We start from the raw sequence: 18,236 nt of genomic DNA, 5'->3' as shown, positions 1-18,236 counted from the left end.
CCGCAAGGAGCAAGAAAACAGAAATGATGCAGCCCCCAACAGGCATTGACAGCCTGGAAATCGCCGAGTTCGCAACCCGGCAACAACGCGTCAAGGAACGCATGGCAGAGCAGGGACTAGAGCTGCTTCTGATCACGGATCCTGCGAATCTCTACTACTTGAGTGGGTACAACGCCTGGTCCTTCTACACCGCCCAGATGATGGTTCTTCCGCTGGATGGACCGCCGATGCTGTACATGCGCCACATGGATGCCCACGGAGCGCACCGCACGGCGAGCGGGGTCGCCCCCGAGCAGATCTTCGGCTACCCCGAGGAAATCGTCCATAGGCCCGACATCCACCCTGGCGATTGGGTCGCCAGGCACCTGCGCGACCTGGGATTCGGGCGTAAGCTCGCGGTGGGCTACGAAGGAGATTCCCACTTCTTCTCCGTGCGCATGTACCAGGCCCTGGCTGCAACCCTTGGCGAATGGGAACTGCGCGAGTCCCGCGAACTGGTCAACTGGGTGCGGCTCATCAAGTCAGACTATGAGGTCGAACTGATGCGGATCGCTGGTCGCGTCGCCTCTCACAGCATGCGCGTCGCGCTGGGTGCCTTGGAGCCGGGCCGGCCGCAGAACCACGTGGCCGCCGAGATCATGGCGGCGCAGGCGCGGGGAGTGGAAGGCCACGCTGGGGACTACCCCTCGATTGTGCCAATGCTGCCCACCGGGCCCGGAGCTGATACTCCGCACCTGACCTGGAACGCCGATCCGATGCCCTCGAACGCCCCGATCTCCATCGAGCTGGCCGGAGTGCACCGGCGGTACCACGCGCCGCTGGCCCGCACCGCTGTGCTGGGCAAGCCGAGCAGCGCACTGCAGCGCGTGGCCGCAGCAACTGTCGAAGGCATCGAGGCGGCGTTCGACCAGGTCCGCCCCGGGGCGACACCGGACGCGGTCACGCGCGCCTTCACCCAAGTGATCAACGCCCATGGCTTCGAGAAGGAATCCCGACTGGGCTACTCGATCGGCGTCGGCTTCCCGCCGGACTGGGGCGAGCGCACGATCAGCTTCCGGGCCGGCGAGCACAGCCTCTTGCAGGAGAACATGACCTTCCACCTGATTGCCGGCATGTGGCTCGACGGCTTCGGCTTCGAGGTCTCGGAACCCATCAGGGTCGCGGCCAACGGAATCGAATTCCTGGCCGACCTGCCACGCGAACTGACCATCATCAACCCAAGGAGCTCTTCAAATGACTACACAATCCTTCCTGGCACCGATTTCAACGCGTCTTGCCGCCCGAGCCAGCCAGCTTAAGGGCTCGGTGATCGATTCCTCGACCTCGCTGCTGGCCAGCCAGACACACGACATCGTGCGATTCGCCATGGGTGCGCCCAACGCCGAATTGATTCCCGAAGCCGAGCTCGCCGAGCTCTACCGGCAGCCGGCCACTGGCCGCTACGACTATGCTGCGACCGAAGGGAACCCGGCGCTTATCAAGCAGATCGTTGCCTTCGCCGCTGGGCAGGGACAGGCTGTGGACCCGGAACGGATCCTGGTGACCACTGGCGGCATGCAGGGACTGGACATCGCCTTCAAGCTGATGGTGGACCCAGGCGACCTGGTAATCGTCGAATCGCCTACCTACACTAACGGCATTGCCACAGCCTTGAGCTACCAGGGGCAGATTCTGGAAGCGCCGGTGGATGACGACGGACTGATTGTAGAGGCGTTGCCGGAACTGGTGGCGGCCAGCGGCAAGATCCCCAAAGTGATCTACGTGATTCCGAACTTCCAGAACCCATCGGGACGCACGCTCAGCGAAGCACGGCGCCGGAAGCTGATTGAGCTCGCTGAACAGTGGGAAGCATTCATTATTGACGACGATCCTTATGGTGCGTTGCGCTTCGCCGGCCAGGAAGTCCCGGGCTTCAGCGAATTGAGCCCGGGCAACCCCCGAATCGTCTCGGTGAGAACCTTCTCCAAGGTGCTGGCACCGGGGCTGCGCGTGGGATGGATGGAACTGGATCCTGCCTTGCGCGATTTGGCGATCAGTGCGAAACAATCCATGGATACCTGCACCAACGCCCCAATGCAGCAGCTGGTGGCGGACTTCTTGGCTCAAGGTCGCTTGGAAACCCATGTGGGGACCTTGCGCAGCGTTTACTTGGAGCGCAAGCAGGCCATGCGCCGGGCCTTGGCCGAAACTTTCGGAGACGATATCGAGGCCACTGACCCCGAAGGCGGATTTTTCCTCTGGCTGACCTTGAAAGGCCGGTACTCGCAGATCGACACCCAGGAGCTGTTCCCGATAGCCCTGGCACATGGCGTGGCTTATATACCGGGCCCTGCCTTTGCAGATTCTGGCGCCTTCACCGACGCATTGCGCTTGTGCTTCGCGACTTCCACGCCGGAACGGATTGCACAGGGGGTGCATCGCCTGCACGCGGCGATTGAAGAGATGCTCCAGCATGGAGCCAGCGCATGATCCTGGTGACGCAGTCAATGAACGAACTGGAACGCGTGGTACTGGCCCAAATTGACCAGGAACGGTTGTTCGGCCGATGCGCACAGCTGATCGAAGCTCCCAGCGAGAATCCCGGTGGCAGCGAAGAACGCACTGTCCAACTACTGCGCGAAATGCTCGAAGAGCTGGGGGCATCCGTTCATTTGCAGCAGGTGGCCGAAGGACGTCCGAATCTCGTGGCCCACCTCGGTGGCGGCAACAGCGGGGGTGGGATACTGTTCCTCGGGCACAGCGATGTCGTACCTGCCGGAAGCGGCTGGCATGCAGACGCATTCACAGCTCGGCGGGAAGGCGATCAGCTGGTCGGTCGCGGGGCAACGGACATGAAGGGCGGTCTGGCTGCGATTATCGAAGCCATGGCAGCGGTCCACCACCAAGCACCAGAGATCCCGTTGACGTTGATCTGCACTGTGGATGAGGAAGCTGATGCATTGGGAATAACCCATTACATCAATACAGAGCCTCCCGCACCCTACACTGCCTGCATCGTTGCCGAACCTACGGATCTAGTGGCCATTATTGGCTGCCGTGCGGCAGCGAATATGGAGGTGCGCATCAGCGGATCCAGCGCTCACGCTGGCCGTCCGGCAGATGGCGCTAGTGCCATCGAAGCCGCAGCGAAGCTGGTAGCGCTCATCGGCAGGGACAAGGTGCGTCTCGCCAAGAACGGGCATCCGATACTTGGCCCGGCAACTTGGAATGTAGGCACGCTGCACGCCGGTCACGGCACTTCCATCGTTCCGGACGCGGCATTGCTGGGCATCGACCGTCGGCTCTTGCCCGGAGAGAACCCGCAACAGGTGCTTGATGAGTTGCTTGCGGCGGCCCGTCTGGAGCTTGACCGCTCGGTGGATCTGGATGGCCAGCAGATCGGGCTGGAAGGAACGGTGCAGATGTTCATGCCAGGTTTCCTGGCCGAGCCCGAGGCGCCGCTGGTGCTCCAAGCCTGCCGGTCACTACGGGACCTAGGGTCTGCCGGAGCCTATGGAATCTGGACGGCATCGTGCGAGGCGGGATTCATTGCCCAGCACCACCTGGTGCCAACGGTTGTCCTGGGACCAGGCGAACTCAATTCCCAGGCCCACCAGCCGAACGAAAGTGTTTCCATCCGAGACTTGTGCACCGCGGCAGGCGCTTACGCGCTTATTGCATTGCGCACCTTTGAAGCTTCTCAAGGCTAAGGACAAGACCATGACTACCCAAGCACAGCTGCCCAAGATCCGAAACGAAGCGGATTTCACACCAGAGGAAAAGAAGCAAGCACGCAAATCCGTGGCTGGCTCGGCCATCGGCAATGCGATCGAATGGTTCGATTACGGAATCTATGGATACCTGATCGTCTATATCTCACAGTTGTTTTTCACGTTCGGTGAAGACGCAGGCGCCATGCCGCGAATCCTGGCCTTTTCAACGTTCGCCATCTCCTTTATCGTCCGTCCGCTAGGCGGCATGGTACTGGGACCGCTGGGGGACCGGATTGGGCGAAGGACAATCTTGATATTCACCATTGTGATGATCAGCGTTTCCACCGCTTGCATCGCACTGTTGCCGACCTTCGAACAGGTAGGCTATTTGGCGCCCGCGCTGCTCGTGCTGCTGCGCATGGTCCAGGGATTCTCCGCCGGTGGCGAGTATGCCGGCGCAGCGGTTTTCATGAGCGAACATGCGCCGGATAACAAGCGTGGCAAGTACGGTTCGTTCCTGGAATTCGGAACGCTGGCCGGATTCAGCGCTGCCGCGATCTTGTGCACCATGCTCACGCTGGTGGTGGGCGAGGAAGGCATGATGGCTGGCTGGTGGCGACTGCCATTCGCATTGACTCTGGTGCTGGGTGGGATCGCGCTGTGGATGAGGCGGCATCTGGAAGAATCCGAGACCTTCACCGATGATTCAAGCAAGGGGAATACAGTTAGCTCGGCGCCCCAAGCCCTACGCGCATTGCTGGTTGAATATCCGTGGCAGCTGCTCAAGCTCTTTGGTTTCATCGTTCTGGTCAATGTGGCGTTCTATTTGGTGCTGACGTACATGCCCAGTTACCTCACGGCAACGCTGGGCCATGATGCGACCCAATCCAATCTGACTCTCGTGCTCATCCAACTGGTCATGATCGCGTTGATTGTCCCGCTCGGGTCATTGAGCGATCGAATTGGCCGCAAGCCATTACTGGTCACCGCAAGCGCGGGCTTTGTGCTGCTTTCGGTTCCTGCTGTCTATCTGATGCAAGTGGGAGGGCTGTGGGGCCAGCTCGCAGGTATCGGCACTTTGGGTCTTTTGCTGGTCGTGCTGCTGTCCACGATTTCCTCTGCTCTTCCGGCTCTCTTCCCCACCTCAGTGAGGTATTCCGGATTCGCTATCGGGTACAACCTGTCAACAGCAGTTTTCGGCGGGACCGCAGCTGTAGCCAACGAGACAATCATTGGAGCTACCGGTAATGACTTGGTGCCCGGATGGTATCTGATGGGAGCAGGCATTATCGGGCTCGTCTCAGTACTTACTTTCCGGGAAACTGCGGGCCGTTCGCTGCGTGGCAACTTGATTCCGGGCAGTGACGACAGGCTGCGACTAGAGCGCGGGGAGAAACTGGTAGGCGCTTCCAAACGCCGGACCAGGCCGACACCAAGCAAGGAAGCAGCGCAATCAAAGGAGATGACGTCGTGAAAATGACCAAGCCAGTGGCGTTGGTGACGGGCTCAACCTCGGGAATCGGTATTGCGATTGCCCGACGCCTGGTCAAAGACGGTTTTTATGTCGTGATCAGTGGAAGGAACGCTGAACGCGGCAAGGATGTCGCGAGTGAACTGGGTGAGAATGGTTGCTTCATCCAGGCCGATCTAGTTGCTTCCGGGGCATCCCAGAGCTTGGTCGACAGTGTGGTGGAGAAGACCGGCAGGCTTGATGTGCTGGTCAATAATGCAGCCATCGATCACACCAATTGGGTTCTGGATACACCCGAAGAAGAGATCCGCGAGGCCTTTGAGATCAATACCTTCTCGGCGATTTTTTGCCTTCAAGCCGCAGGACGCGCGATGCGCGATTTCGGTGGCGGGTCGATTATCAACATCACTTCGCGGTTGGCGAGCATAGGTGTGCCCACAATGAGCCTGTACAGCGCCAGCAAAGGAGCGATGCTGGCCCTGACTAAGGCTGCCGCCGTGGAATTGGCCGAGCATAACATCCGGGTCAACGCCGTGGCCCCGGGGATGACCAGAACGCAGATGTTCAAGGACTGGCTGGCATCCCAAGACGACCCCGAGGCTACCGAGCGCGAGGTATCAGCTGCGATCCCGCTGGGGCGGGTTGCGCTACCGGAAGACGTAGCGGGTGCCGTGGCATATTTCGCTGATCCGGCCAACAGCTATGTCACCGGCACGTCGCTGCCCGTTGATGGCGGCTATTTGGCCAAGTAGAAGTAACAGCAGTTTAGTTCTCCGAAGGAGTTCCTGAAATAAGCAACTCCCGCTGGTTGCCCAGCGGGAGTTGCCCGATCATCACTCGCACCTTCATGAGGTGCTTTCAACTATAGGGGTGCTTCCTATGCCCCGGCTGGGCTGAAACCTCGGAAACCTTGAATACTGGGAGTTGGGCTAATCGATGCTGGCCAGCGGCTGGGGCGTGCTCACGCTTTCGGGCTTCGGCTTGGCCATGGCGGGAATGCAGGCGGCGATGATCGCTGCCACCACGCAAATGCCGGAGCCAAGCCACAGGGTCGTGTGGAAGCCGGCTTCGGAAGGCAGCACGACGCCATGGAAATCAATGGTCATGTCCGCAAGGAGCAGTCCGATGATGGCCGCGCCAGAGGTGGTGCCCAAGGAACGCATCAGGGTGTTGAAGCCATTGGCCGCACCGGTCTCGCTGCGCGGCACTGCGCTCATGATGATGGCAGGCATGGCGCCATAGGCCAGGGCGACACCGCTGTTGATGACCAGGCTGACCGCCAGCAGGCCCCAGGTGCTGGTCATGCCCAGCGGACCGGCCGAGTAGCCGAGCGCCATGACGGCGATGCCCAGCACCAGCGTGAACTTGGGGCCCTTGGCACTGGTCAGCCGGCCGCTCACGGGGGAGAGGACCAGCATCATCAGTCCTGCCGGAGCCATCCACAGGCCGGCGGCCAGGATGCTTTGCCCCAGGCCGTAGCCAGCTTCGGCCGGCATCTGCAGAATCTGCGGCATCACCAGCGAGCTGGAGTACATGCCGAAGCCCACGAAGATCGACGCGATATTCGTCAGCAGCACCCGGGGAATGGCGGCGGTGCGCAGGTCCACCAGCGGGCTGGCGGTCTTCAATTCCCAGAAGCCCCAGATGACGAGGACCACGACGGCGGCAATCAGCAGGGCGAGCACCGGGATCGATCCCCAGCCCCAGGTCGAGCTCTTGGAAACGCCGAGCATCAGGCAGATCAGGCCGATGGACAGGCCGATGGCTCCGATCCAGTCGAAGCGGCAGGTGCTGCGGGTGGTGCCGGCTACCGGGATGAACTTGAGGATCAGCAAGACCACGATCAGCGTGATCGCCGCGCCGATGCAGAACAGCACGCGCCAAGAGGAGAACTGGGTGATGGCCGCCGACAGCGGCAGGCCGATGGCGCCGCCGACGCCCAGGGTGGCGGAGACCGTGGCGATCGCCGAAGGCAGGCGCTCCTTGTCGACGAGATCGCGCAGCATGGCAATGCCCAGCGGGAACATGCCGGAGCCGAAGCCCTGCAGGGTGCGCCCGACGATCATCACCGTGGTATTCGGCGCGAGCGCGCAGATCAGGCCGCCGAGGATGAGCGGGATAGCCAGCAAGACCAGGATGCGGCGCTTGCCGAACATATCGCCCAGCCGTCCCGAGATCGGCATGACCACTGCGGCCGCCAGCAGGGTGGCGGTAATGATCCACGCGGTGTTATCCGGCGAGGTATTGAAGATTTCCTGCAGCTGCGGGATGAGCGGGGCGACCATCGTCTGCGTGAGCGATGAGGCGATGCCAGCGGTGGCGAGAATGCCGACGATGAATCCGGAACTGGTTTTTCCGGCGGGGGTGGTTGTGGGCAGGGGAGCCTTCCGAAGCAAATGTGTAACTTACATACAATATGTATCTTACACATCAAGGGTATGATGGAGAAATGCCAGAAGAACAGGCCGGGATCAAGGACCGCATCGCAGAGATCGAATACGAGCAGATCATGCTCAGCCGCTACACCATCGCCCATCGGCGCCATTCGGGAGGGCTTGACCGCAGCGTGTACCTGCTGATGAGCCGCATTGACGGGCAGGGCCCGATGACCATTACCGAACTGAGCCAGGCACTGCGCCTGGATAACTCGACTCTGCAACGCCAGGTGACCGCGGCCATCAAGGACGGGTATCTGGAACGCATTGCCGATCCCCAGGGAAATGTCGCCCGCAAGATCTGCCTGACCTCGATGGGCGCTGAGCGGCTGTCGGATTCCCGCGCGCTGTCCATCGCTTCGCTGGAGCAGATCCTGGGCGATTGGAGCTCCGCGGATATCGAGCAATTCGCCAAGTACCTGAATCGCTTCAACAGCTCGATCGAAGAGTACAGCGAAGCCAAAAGGGCTTAAAGAGAAGTTCCCGTTGGGCAATATCCAACGGGAACTTCTACGATCATCACTCGCACCTTCAAGAGGTGTTTACAACACTACTGGCGGTTTCTGTGCCGTCCCTTTGGCTCAGCTACGCATATTCGATGCTTCCGCACAGGCAAGGTACACAGAAGGCCGTTGGGCGAAATGCACATAGATCCACGGGCCGACCGGCACGAAACTTGGTCAAATCTCCATAGGCCCGCGAGCCGCTTCTCCCTATGCTGGGAAGCATGACTCCAACGCAGAAGCCAGCACCCGCAGCGACCCGTCCGTTGAACGTGGCCATCGTGCCTGATTCCTTCAAAGGCAGTGCGCGGGCCAGCGAAGTGGCATCGGCCCTGGCCGGCGGCTTCGCCAAGGGAGCGACCGGCCGCAAGCGCGAGGTCGAGATCACCGCGGTGCCCTTCGCCGATGGCGGCGAAGGAACCCTCGAAGCGTTGATCGATGCCTGGGGCACCGAAGCGATCAGCGTGCAGACCACCGATGCCCTGGGCCGCCCTGTCGCGTCCCGGCTGGGACTGTCGGCCGACGGGAAGATCGCCGTGGTTGAAGCGGCCGAAGCTGCCGGCCTGCCGCAGGTCAGCGACGTGGAACGCAGGCCGCTGGAGGCAACGACCTACGGCCTGGGCGCGCTGGTCTCCCGTGCCCTGGAGCTGGGCGTTTCGCAGATCATCTTGTGCTTGGGCGGCTCGGCCACCACCGACGGCGGCACCGGGCTGCTTGCTGCCCTCGGTGCCAGCTTCCTGGATGCCGACGGCGCGAAGCTGCCCGCTGGGGGCGGAGCGCTGCAGAATCTGGCCTCCATCGACGTTTCGGGGCTTGACCCGCGGGCGGCGAACGTCCAATGGCAGATCGCCTGCGATGTCACCAACCCGCTGCTCGGCGCCAAGGGCGCGGCCGCGGTTTTCGGTCCGCAGAAGGGCGCCAGCCAGGAGCAGGTGCAGCTCCTGGATGCAGGCCTGGCCCGGCTGGCCGATGTGCTGGAAGCCGATACCGGGCGCAAGCTGCGCGAGCAGCCGGGCATGGGCGCGGCCGGCGGCTTGGCCATCAGCCTCGGATCCTACTACCAGGTGGATCTGGTCCCCGGCTGGGATTTGGTGGCGCAAGTGCTTGGCGCCCACGACATCCTCGAGGGCGCGGATCTGGTACTGACCGGGGAAGGGCGCCTGGACTCGCAGTCGCTGGACGGAAAGGTGGTCTCCGGGGTGCTGCAGGCAGCCGGCGAGAACGCCGAGGTGATCGTGGTTGCCGGGTCGGTGGACCTGACCGATGAACAGCTGGAGGAATCCGGGATCCTGGCCGCTTATTCCATTGCCCCGGGGCCGGCAACGCTGGCAGAACTCTCCGCGCAGACCCTGTCCCTGGTGGAGCGCACCGCGTTCAGCGTGGCGCGCACCTACCTGCGCTAGCCTGCACGTTCGGGGTCAGCCGGCCGTGCGCAGGAATTCCCCGAGGGACATCGGCGGGGTGCCGGTGATGATTTCGACGTGGTTGCTCACCTGTGACATCGCATCGCTGGCGATGGCTGTATAGGTGCTGACCCAGGCATCCAGCTGCCAGTCCGGGGCACCGAAGACCGCGCGCGAGGCGTAGGCCTCCTCGATGGTTTCGTTGTGGAACACGATCTGCTTGCCGCCGGCCCCGCTGAGGATGCGTGCCACATCGGCCATGTCCAGGGACTGCGGCCCGGTCAGCTCGTAGGTGGCGCCGGCATGCTCTGCCGGATCTGCGAGCACGGCGGCCGCGGACCGCGCCACGTCGGCCCGGGCGACCGGAACGAAGCGGCCCTCGCCTGCCGGTCCGCGGATGACCCCGTCCCGCCCGGCAAGGTGCGGCATGAGGTCCTGGTAGAAGCTGTCGCGCAGGAAAGTCCAGCGCATCCCGGACTCCTTCAGGTATTGCTCGGTGGCGTGGTGCTCGCGGGCAAGGGTGAACAGCGCATCGGGTGCCGCGGCAGTGAAGGACGTATAGACGACCTGCGTGACCCCGGCCTTGCTGGCCGCGTCGATGAAGGCACGGTGCAGATCCATCCGCTGGGGGCCTTCGGGAACGGAGACCATGAAGAGCACCTCGATGCCCTCAAGCGCTTCGGCGCTGGCGGACTGGTCGGCATAGTCGAACTGCCGCACCTCGGCCTCGGGCAGTTCCGGGGCTTTTGACGGCGTGCGCGCCAGCAGTCGCTGGGCGATCCCGCGGTGGGCGAGCCGATGGGCCACCAGGGATCCGAGCGCTCCGGTGGAGCCGGTGACTGCAATGCTTGGCGTGGATCCCATGGCTGCTCGCTTCCCCTCTGGTGCAATGCCCAGTGCCAGCCTAGGCGACACGGCGACCGAAACGGTAGGGCAGCGCTAGAAATTCTCCAGCTTGAGCAGGCCGGCTTCAAGGATCACCTGGGCCGTTGCCTCATAGTGGGCGCGCAGACGCTCGCCGAGCTGCTCCGCATTGCGATCCAGCGCCGCCTGGAGCAGTCCTTCGTGCTCGGCTTCGACATTCCGATGCGTGGCGGCTTCGGTGGCCGCGGCCCAGCGGCGGTAGAGCAGCGTCGAATTGGCCAGGTTGGCCGACAGGTCCAGGATCGGCGGGCAAGCGCAGGGGGCGAGCAGCAGCTGATGGAACTCGCGGTGCGCCTTGCCCCATGCGGGGGTGAACTGCTCGGGATGATCTGCGCGGCGGCGCGGAGCCTTGGCCAGCCGGTAGTGCGCGGCGATCAGGGCGGACTCCCATTCCAGATCCCCGCGCTCGAGTGCAAGCCTGGCGGCCAGCGCTTCGGTGACGCAGCGCAGTTCGGTCTGGTCGCGCAGCTGGCGCAGGTTCAGCTCCGGGACAAAGAAGCCGCGATTGGGGATTGCCGCCACCAGGCCCTCGCCGGACAGCCGGGTCAGCGACTCGCGGATGACGGTGGTGCTGGTGGAAAAGCGCTGCGCCAGGTGCGGAGGAGCAAGGCGCTCGCCGGGCATCCAGGCGCCATCGAGGATGGCCTCGCGGATGCCCGATAGTGCGGCTTCGGCCGGCTTAGCCATGGCTTGGCTGCTTTGCCGTCCCGAAGGAAGCCAGCACGGTGGCCTTGGAGCTCATTTCCTTGAGCAGCCGGGCACGGTCGTTGGATGGCGCAATGCCTGCGACATAGTAGTCCGGGCGGATCAGCAGGACAGTGCCGGTGGCGGCATCGAAGACGCGGGAGGTGTCGGTGGCGGTGACGGTGCTGCCGTCCTGGCTGGTGAAGACCAGCTGGTGGCCGGCGGCCACCTCGATGGTGTTCCAGCCTGGGGCCAGCAGGTCATCGAGCGCGGTGGCCGCGCCGTTGGCGTCCACCTCGGGCTGCGGGAGCATGCGCCCGACGAAGTCCTGGGCCAGGTGCGGGACCCCGGGCAGCGGGGGAAGGACCGTGCCGGTGGTGTAGTGCGGCTGCTTGAGGAAGCGCATGCCGGTCAGCCAGCGGTTCAACGGCGGAATGATTCGGGTGCCGACGACCACCGCGTCGCGGATCCGGGTGATCACCGGGCTGGTGTTCATGACCACCCAGCCGATGCGCTTGGAGAGCTTGACCATCTCGGCGGCGTGCGGGCGGCGCTCGATTTCGTAGTCGTCGATGATCGATTCCTCGGCCTCGCCGGCGATGACGGCTGCCAGGCGCCAGGAAATGGCGGCGGCATCGCGGATGCCGGCGTTCAGGCCCTGCCCGGCGAAGGGCGGCATCAGGTGCGCGGCGTCGCCGGCGAGCAGCACCCGGCGCTCGCGGTAGCGTTCGGCGATGCGCTGGTGCGCGGTGTAAACGGCGGCGCGGCGGATGGTCACCGTCTCGGTGTCCTGGAACGGGGAGATCAGCTTGGTGATGGAGGCTGGCGAGGTCATCTGCTCCCCGTCCTCGTGGTCGAAGAGCATGAATTCGTAGCGGCGGCGGCCGTTCACCCCGGGGACCACCACGGCCGGGCGCTGCCCGTTGCAGTGGAAAGAGGCGAAGGGCTCCGGGTTGCCGGGCACATCCAGCAGGTCCACCACGATCCAGCGTTCGGTCTGGGTGGAGCCCTGCAGGCCGATGCCCAGCTCGCGGCGGGTGAAGGACTTGCCGCCATCGCAGGCCAGTACCCACTTCGCCTTGAATTCCAGAGCGGTTTCGCTGCCTTGGGCGGCTGCGTAGGGATCGTGGCCGGCGTCGCCGATTTTCGCGCCGTTGAAGCCGGTGGTGGCCTCTCCGGTACGGGTGGCATGCACGATGACGTGGTCCTCGTGCTGCTGGATCGAGGTGGCCGCGGTGGCGTAGTGCAGGGCCAGGTTCTGCCGCAGGGCGGCCGCCTCGTAGAGCAGGCCTTCGAGGATCGGCTGGTCGAACTGGCTCTTGCCGGGCTGGCCCAGGCGAGGGTTGCCCGGGCGCACGTCGGCAATGACCTTGCCGCCCAGGCCGAAGTAGCGGGCACCGGTGTCCATGAGCATCTGCGGGCCCAGCTCATCCATGATCCCCAGGTGCGCCATGACGCGCAGGGTCTCATCGGTGGCGCTGATGGCGCGCGGTTCGTCGCCGCTGCCCGGATTCTTCTCGATCAATGCCACCTGCAGGCCGGAATCGGCCAGCAGGTTGGCGGCGGTCAGGCCCGTGGGGCCCGAACCGATGACCAGGACGTCGACTTCATGGGATTGTGCCACTGCCCGCTACTTCCTTGGTTGCTGTCGTGCTTCTGTCGGTTGGTGCGAGGCTAGGCGCTGGCGACCGCATCGCCCGCCTGCGCGCCGGCAAGCAGCGAGGCTTCGTCGGCCACGGTGTTGCGCAGGATGCCCAAGCCGGTGATCTCGACCTCGACCACGTCGCCGTGGTTGATCAGGCCGTCCGGGCCGTAGAACAGGCCCACGCCGCCCGGGGTGCCGGTGACGATCACATCGCCCGGGTTCAGCTTGGTGAAGCCGGTGACGTAGTTGATCAGGGTCGGGATGTCGAAGACCAGGTTGGCGACCGGCGCCTGCTGGCGCACTTCGCCGTTGACGCGGGTTTCGAGCACCGCGGTGGTGATGTCGCCCAGGTCGGCTGCCGGCACCAGGTAGGGTCCGAAACCGCCGGTGCCCGGGAAGTTCTTGCCCGGGATCCACTGGCTGGCGGCTTTCTGCCAGTCGCGGACGGAGAAATCGTTGTAGCAGGCGTAGCCGGCGATGTGGTCCCAGGCGTCTTCCTTCTCGACGTGGAAGGCTTCCTTGGAGATCACCAGCGCCATTTCGCCCTCGTAGTCGAACTTGGTGGTGGTGGTCGGCTTCACCGCTGGGGCCAGGTGGCCCATCTGCGAATCGGCGAAGCGGGTGAACACGGTCGGCGCGGTCTGCCCGGTCTTGCCCGACTCCTCCTGGTGGGCCAGGTAGTTCACGCCGATGCAGATGATCTTGCCCGGGTTGGTGACCGAGGGCAGGAATTCGATGTCGGACTCGGCGATCGTCGGTGCGCCGGAAAGATCCAGCTGCGTGCCGAAGATGCCCTTTTCGATGGCGTCGCGGGTGCTGGCCGCGAGGTTCTTGCCCGAGGGGCCCAGGTCGTGGACGGTGCCGTCGATGGACACGCCCCAGGTCTCGGTGCCGTCAGCTGCCTTGAAGGATACGTACTGCATGGTGGTGTTGCCTTTCGAAAGTGTTCGCGATGCGTTGCGGTTTAGGTGAAGGTCTTCAGTTCGGTGACGGTCGGGATGCCGAAGGTGCGGAAGTCCTCGGTGCGGCGGTTGGACCACATGTTCCACCAGTTCTCGTCTTCGCCCCAGATCACCGGGTCGCGCTCGTCGTCGTAGATCTGTTCCAGGTCGGTGTAGAGCTCCACTACGGCGCCGGAGGTCTCCACGTAGTAGGCGGCGATGTTGTGCCCGGCGCCGTGGCGGACCGGGCCCCAGATCAGTTCGCGGCCGGCTGCGCCCAGGCGGTCGCCGAGCTTGGCCAGGTCGCCGATGGACTGGACCTGCCAGGCGTGGTGGTGGAAGGTGCCCTGGCCCTTGATCAGCGCGATACCGTGGTGATCCGGGTTGCAGCGCATGAAGTAGGCGAAGTCGTCGCCGATGACATCCGAGAGGCGGAAGTCGAAGATGCGGCGCAGGAATTCCATCATTCCCTTCACGTCGCGCGGGTGGAAGTTGATGTGGCCATAGCGATCCGGACCGAAGGAGAGCAGGCCGCGGTCGTTGTGCTGCATGCCGGTGTACACCTCGAAGATCCAGCCTTCGGGGCCGACGAACGAGAAGCCGTCCTGGACGCCAAGGGATACCGGGGTTTCGGAGACGATTTTGAAGTTCTCGTCGGCCACGCGCTTGCGGATCTCGCGCAGCGCGTCGCCGTTCTGGGCGATCAGGCCCAGCGAGTGGATGCCGTTGACCTCGGACTCGACGTAGGTCAGCTCGTGGTGCACCGAGTTGGCGGCGAGGTAGACCTCGTTGCCGGTGCGTTCGGTGACGCGCAGGCCGAGCAGCTGCGTGGCGTCGAAAATGGATCCTTCGATGTCATTGGTCTGGATGGACACGTGGCCCATTTCCCTGATTAATCCCCAAGCCATGGTGGATCCCTTCTGCTGGCAATAAAAATATTGTGATCTAGATAATTAGATTATTTACTTTAAGTTAGATTGTCCAGTGTTACTGCGAAAGAAATTTGCGCGCCCGTCCGCGCGAACCGGGGGTCCGCGAAGACGGGCGCGCAAATACTTAGGCCGGCACCTGGCGCTTGGTCGCGAAACGCCGGTCGATAGGGCGCGTGGCCAGGCCCGATTCGTCCAACACCGTCATCAGCTGGGCGGTGGACTCATGCACGGCCAGAAGCGCACCGGCGGTGCTGCTGGCAGTTCCGCTGCGCACGAATGACCCCACTGCGCCGCTGAACTCTGCCGCTGCCGTGGTGAAGACGTCCTCGCTGAAACCCCCAAGCATCGGGGCATCATGCCAGGCCTCGCGGTTGCCAAAGAGGAACGGCAGCTCGAAGCAGTGCGCCGAGCCGGCATTCGGCAAGGGCGAGTGGACCTCGAAGCCCAGCAGCTGCACCTGGATGCCGTTATCCGCGGCCTCGTCGGCGAACTCGGTCGCGTAGAGCTGGATCTGGTGCAGGGTCATGGCCCTGGCCATCAGCTGCTTGGCCGTGGCCTCGGGCGCCTCGGCGGCCAGTGCCTCGAACACGCCCTGTGGCTGCGCGAAGTTGCCCGCAATGAAGCCGCACACCGCTTCGATGCTGAATGCCTGCTCCGGGGCCATGCCGATAAAGGCATTGGCTTCATCGGCTGTGTAGGTCATCAGCACTTCGGGCACATGCAGCCGCGCGGCTGCCTGGCTGACCTCGAACAGGTCTGCCGGAACCGCGCCGTCGGCGCTCGGGTAGAGGCCGAGCCCGCGGCCTGCCCACGCCTTGGCCAGCGCGCCACCGGCGGCCAGCAGCTGTTCGGTGCTGGCTTGCTCCAGAGCGGTCCCGTCCAGGGCTTGGCCGATGACTCCATTGCGCTCATCGGCCATAGCCTGGTTCATTGGCGGTTGGTAGGACAGCGAGCCGAGGTAGAGGCGCTTGAACAGGCCGCGGGCCTCATCGAGCTGAGCCAGCACAAAGGCCCAGAAAGCCCCGGCGGACTGGCCAGCCAGCGTGATTTCCTGCGGATTGCCGCCGAACTGGGTGATGTGGCGCTGCACCCACTGCAAAGCCAGCAGCAGCTCTTCGACCGGCAGGTTGCCTCCGCCCACCGACTGGCGATGCGCCAGCAGGCCGATGCGGTAGTTGACCACGACGACCACGCAGTTCTGCTGTTCCGCGAAATTCTGCGCGTCATACCAGCGCACCGTGCCGGCGCCGGAAACGAATCCGCCGCCGGGAAGGAAGACCATCACCGGAAGTTCGCTGGCCTGCTCGGGTGCGAACACCGCGAGCTGGAAAGCATCTTCGCTCTGCGGCAGTTCGTGCAGGGCCGGACCCAGCAGCCAATCCAGCGAACCGGGGGTCTGCGGGAAGATGGCTGGCTGCGCCTCGGCAAGCCCGGTGATTTCACTGAGCTTGCCGAAGCGGCCTGCGCTGCGCTGTGCGTAGCGGTATACCCCCATGCCTAGCGGATTTCCGTGTACTGCGACTGGTCCACTGCGCGGGTGATGTTCCAGTACTCGACGATGGGGTAAGGCCAGATCTGCGAGACGCGGCCGAACTTGTTCTTGTACCAAGTGTGTACGTCCGGGTGGCCCCAGGCCTTCTGGGCGTTCGCGGCATCGAGGTCCGCCACGAACTCATCCAGCACGTCCTGCTTCAGATCCAGGGCCTTCAGGTCCTTTTCCAGCACGATGTTCAGCGCGTCCAGGATGTAGGTCAGGCCGTACTCGATCATCGAGAACAGCGAGCCATTGACCACGTGGCCGGTATTCGGGCCGGAAACGATGAACAGGTTCGGGAAGCCCGGCACGGTGGCGCCGGCATAGGCGGTGGCGTTGCCGCCCCAGTATTCGTGCAGGTCCTGGCCATTCCGGCCGGTGATGCGCAATGGCTCGAGGAATTCGGAGGCCTGGAAGCCGGTGGCGTAGATGATGACATCCAGCTCGTGCAGGGTGCCCTCGCCATCGATGATCCCGGCTTCGGTCATTTCGCTCATGCCCGAGGTGACCAGGGTGGTCTGTGGCTTCTTCAGGCTCTTGGCCCATACTCCGTTGTCGCGCAGCATGCGCTTGCCGCCCACGATGTAGTCGGGGGTGACCTTCGCCAGCAGATCCGGGCGGTCTGCGTACTGTTCCTTGAGCATTTCGGTCAGCTGCTGGCGCACGCGCTCGTTGATCGCCGAAACCGAGCCTTCCTTGGTCCAGTTCGGGTCCGCGGCGGTGGTGTGCTGGCGGCCCTCGACGCCGAGCCAATGCTGCCAGAAGCGCAGCCATTGGCCGTACTGCGGCAGGTGCTCCACCAGCCAGGTCACGGATTCGGGCATGTCCTCGTAATAGAATGGGGTAGGCAGCATCCATGGGGAAGAACGCTGGAAGACCTTGAGCTCTGCGACCTCATCCACGATCGCCGGAACGATCTGGTAGGCGCTGGCGCCAGTGCCGATGACAGCGACCTTCTTGCCCCTCAGCTCGATCCCCGGCTTCCATTCGGCCGAGTGCACGTGGATGCCAGCGAACTTGTCATGGCCCGGGGTGTCCGGGAACTTCGGGCGGTCCAACTGGCCTACGGCAGTGAGTACGGCATTGAAGCGGCGTTCCTGCACCTGGCCGCCGTCCACGACCATGGCCAGCACCCAGTGGCCGTCTTCTTCATCCCAGGTGGCCGAAAGGACCTCGGTGCCGATCTGGATGTTCTGCGTGATGCCGGCGCGTTCTGCCACGTCGCGGGTGTACTTGTGGATTTCGGCGCCTTCGGAGAACTGCTGCGGCCAGTCATCGCGCTGCGCGAAGGAGAAGGAGTAGGCGTAGTTGGGGGTATCGAGGCGCACGCCTGGGTAGGTGTTCTTCCACCAGGTGCCGCCGACTTCGTGGCCCTTCTCGAAGACCGTGTAGTCGAGTCCCGCTTGCTTCAGGCGGTAGGCGGCAGCCATGCCGGCCACGCCCGAGCCGATGACCGCCACGGTGAAGTCGCGGGTCGGGGCCACCTGGTCCTTGGTGAAGGCTGGTGCGCCGCTGACTTCTGGGACCAGCGCCATGTCGTGCTTGAGCATCTCGTGGTAATCGCTGGTGGCCTGGTTGGTGATCCAGTCAAGGATCGTGGTGGCCTGCTCGTCATCCAGGGTGCCCACCGAGGTGATCTTCTCGTCGCGGATCGTGCGCAGCGCCTCGAAGGCCAGCTCGCGGGCTGCCTCCTGCGCTGCGGCATCCATGCCGCCGTGCGGCTGGCCAACGGTGTCAACCGGCGGCTGCGGCGGGCGCAGCTCATCACGCAGGATCGAGTAATCGCCGGTGGCAGCGGCCAGGGCCACCATCAGCGGCGGCAGTTCGGTGCTTGCGACGATCTGGCGCAGCTGCTCGTCGCTTTCGGTGATCGCCGAGTAGTTGTCACGCCAGTACAGGTCATCTACCTGTTTGGTGGTGGCGGTCTCGATCAGTGATTCGCTCATTGGTTACTCCTAGCAAGTCTTTTCGGGCCGTGCGCGGCAAGGGCCGGTCGACGCGTATGTAACCAGTGTCACCGTCAAGTTATGCATAAGTCAACTAAAAATGTATTCTTTACCGACTTTGGTATG

General features: G+C 63.7%; 15 protein-coding genes. 7 read left to right on the top strand and 8 right to left on the bottom strand.

Annotated elements, in window-relative coordinates; translation table 11 throughout:
- Positions 1 to 23 precede the first annotated feature (23 nt).
- The 5 genes from F0M17_RS16010 to F0M17_RS15990 are packed head-to-tail and all read left to right on the top strand — an operon-like array spanning position 24 to position 5,915.
- A complete protein-coding gene (locus tag F0M17_RS16010) occupies positions 24 to 1,298 on the top strand; it encodes a Xaa-Pro peptidase family protein (protein WP_246857090.1) in 1,275 nt (424 codons plus the stop codon).
- Positions 1,234 to 2,469, top strand: a complete 1,236-nt coding sequence (locus F0M17_RS16005) for a PLP-dependent aminotransferase family protein (protein ID WP_149597553.1) — start codon at positions 1,234 to 1,236, stop codon at positions 2,467 to 2,469. Before F0M17_RS16010 ends, F0M17_RS16005 begins: the two co-directional genes overlap by 65 nt.
- A complete protein-coding gene (locus F0M17_RS16000) occupies positions 2,466 to 3,689 on the top strand; it encodes a M20 family metallopeptidase (RefSeq protein ID WP_149597552.1) in 1,224 nt (407 codons plus the stop codon). Before F0M17_RS16005 ends, F0M17_RS16000 begins: the two co-directional genes overlap by 4 nt.
- Before the next feature lie 10 nt (positions 3,690 to 3,699).
- Positions 3,700 to 5,166, top strand: coding sequence for an MFS transporter (locus F0M17_RS15995; RefSeq protein WP_149597551.1), 1,467 nt, complete (start codon positions 3,700 to 3,702; stop codon positions 5,164 to 5,166).
- Between the two features lie 2 nt (positions 5,167 to 5,168).
- Positions 5,169 to 5,915, top strand: coding sequence for an SDR family NAD(P)-dependent oxidoreductase (locus F0M17_RS15990; protein ID WP_246857196.1), 747 nt, complete (start codon positions 5,169 to 5,171; stop codon positions 5,913 to 5,915).
- A 177-nt stretch (positions 5,916 to 6,092) separates the two neighbouring features.
- On the opposite strand, the gene F0M17_RS15985 is transcribed toward F0M17_RS15990, so the two are convergent.
- Positions 6,093 to 7,559 carry an MFS transporter gene (locus F0M17_RS15985; RefSeq protein WP_246857089.1) on the bottom strand — a complete coding sequence of 489 codons (1,467 nt, stop codon included), beginning with the start codon at positions 7,557 to 7,559 and terminating at the stop codon, positions 6,093 to 6,095.
- A gap of 53 nt (positions 7,560 to 7,612) precedes the next feature.
- On the opposite strand from F0M17_RS15985, the gene F0M17_RS15980 reads away from it, so the two are divergent.
- Positions 7,613 to 8,071: a MarR family winged helix-turn-helix transcriptional regulator gene (locus F0M17_RS15980; RefSeq protein WP_149597549.1), complete on the top strand. Its 459-nt coding sequence runs from the start codon at positions 7,613 to 7,615 to the stop codon at positions 8,069 to 8,071.
- Positions 8,072 to 8,325: 254 nt separating this feature from the next.
- The gene (locus F0M17_RS15975; protein ID WP_149597548.1) at positions 8,326 to 9,504 is read left to right on the top strand and encodes a glycerate kinase; all 1,179 of its coding nucleotides are present in this window, start codon (positions 8,326 to 8,328) and stop codon (positions 9,502 to 9,504) included.
- A gap of 15 nt (positions 9,505 to 9,519) precedes the next feature.
- On the opposite strand, the gene F0M17_RS15970 is transcribed toward F0M17_RS15975, so the two are convergent.
- The 7 genes from F0M17_RS15970 to F0M17_RS15940 form a co-directional block, all read right to left on the bottom strand.
- Positions 9,520 to 10,368 (bottom strand): SDR family oxidoreductase, encoded by an 849-nt coding sequence (locus F0M17_RS15970; RefSeq protein ID WP_149597547.1) that lies wholly within the window; start codon positions 10,366 to 10,368, stop codon positions 9,520 to 9,522.
- A 75-nt stretch (positions 10,369 to 10,443) separates the two neighbouring features.
- Positions 10,444 to 11,115 (bottom strand): GntR family transcriptional regulator, encoded by a 672-nt coding sequence (locus tag F0M17_RS15965; RefSeq protein ID WP_149597546.1) that lies wholly within the window; start codon positions 11,113 to 11,115, stop codon positions 10,444 to 10,446.
- Complete coding sequence (locus F0M17_RS15960) at positions 11,108 to 12,736, bottom strand: FAD-dependent monooxygenase (RefSeq protein WP_149597545.1); 1,629 nt, start codon at positions 12,734 to 12,736, stop codon at positions 11,108 to 11,110. The genes F0M17_RS15965 and F0M17_RS15960 overlap by 8 nt, the downstream gene beginning before the upstream one ends.
- Before the next feature lie 50 nt (positions 12,737 to 12,786).
- Positions 12,787 to 13,680, bottom strand: a complete 894-nt coding sequence (locus F0M17_RS15955; protein WP_149597544.1) for a fumarylacetoacetate hydrolase family protein — start codon at positions 13,678 to 13,680, stop codon at positions 12,787 to 12,789.
- A 41-nt stretch (positions 13,681 to 13,721) separates the two neighbouring features.
- Positions 13,722 to 14,606, bottom strand: a complete 885-nt coding sequence (locus F0M17_RS15950; protein ID WP_149597543.1) for a VOC family protein — start codon at positions 14,604 to 14,606, stop codon at positions 13,722 to 13,724.
- Positions 14,607 to 14,754: 148 nt separating this feature from the next.
- Complete coding sequence (locus F0M17_RS15945; RefSeq protein WP_149597542.1) at positions 14,755 to 16,125, bottom strand: carboxylesterase family protein; 1,371 nt, start codon at positions 16,123 to 16,125, stop codon at positions 14,755 to 14,757.
- 2 nt (positions 16,126 to 16,127) lie between these two features.
- Entirely contained in the window at positions 16,128 to 18,110 is a 1,983-nt protein-coding gene (locus F0M17_RS15940; RefSeq protein ID WP_149597541.1) for an NAD(P)/FAD-dependent oxidoreductase, read from the bottom strand.
- Positions 18,111 to 18,236 lie beyond the last annotated feature (126 nt).

It is taken from the genome of Glutamicibacter sp. ZJUTW, assembly GCF_008370855.1.
Taxonomy (GTDB): Bacteria; Actinomycetota; Actinomycetes; order Actinomycetales; family Micrococcaceae; genus Glutamicibacter; species Glutamicibacter nicotianae.
The sequence above is the reverse complement of the archived record's forward strand: the minus strand, read 5'-3'. Positions and strand labels throughout refer to the sequence as shown.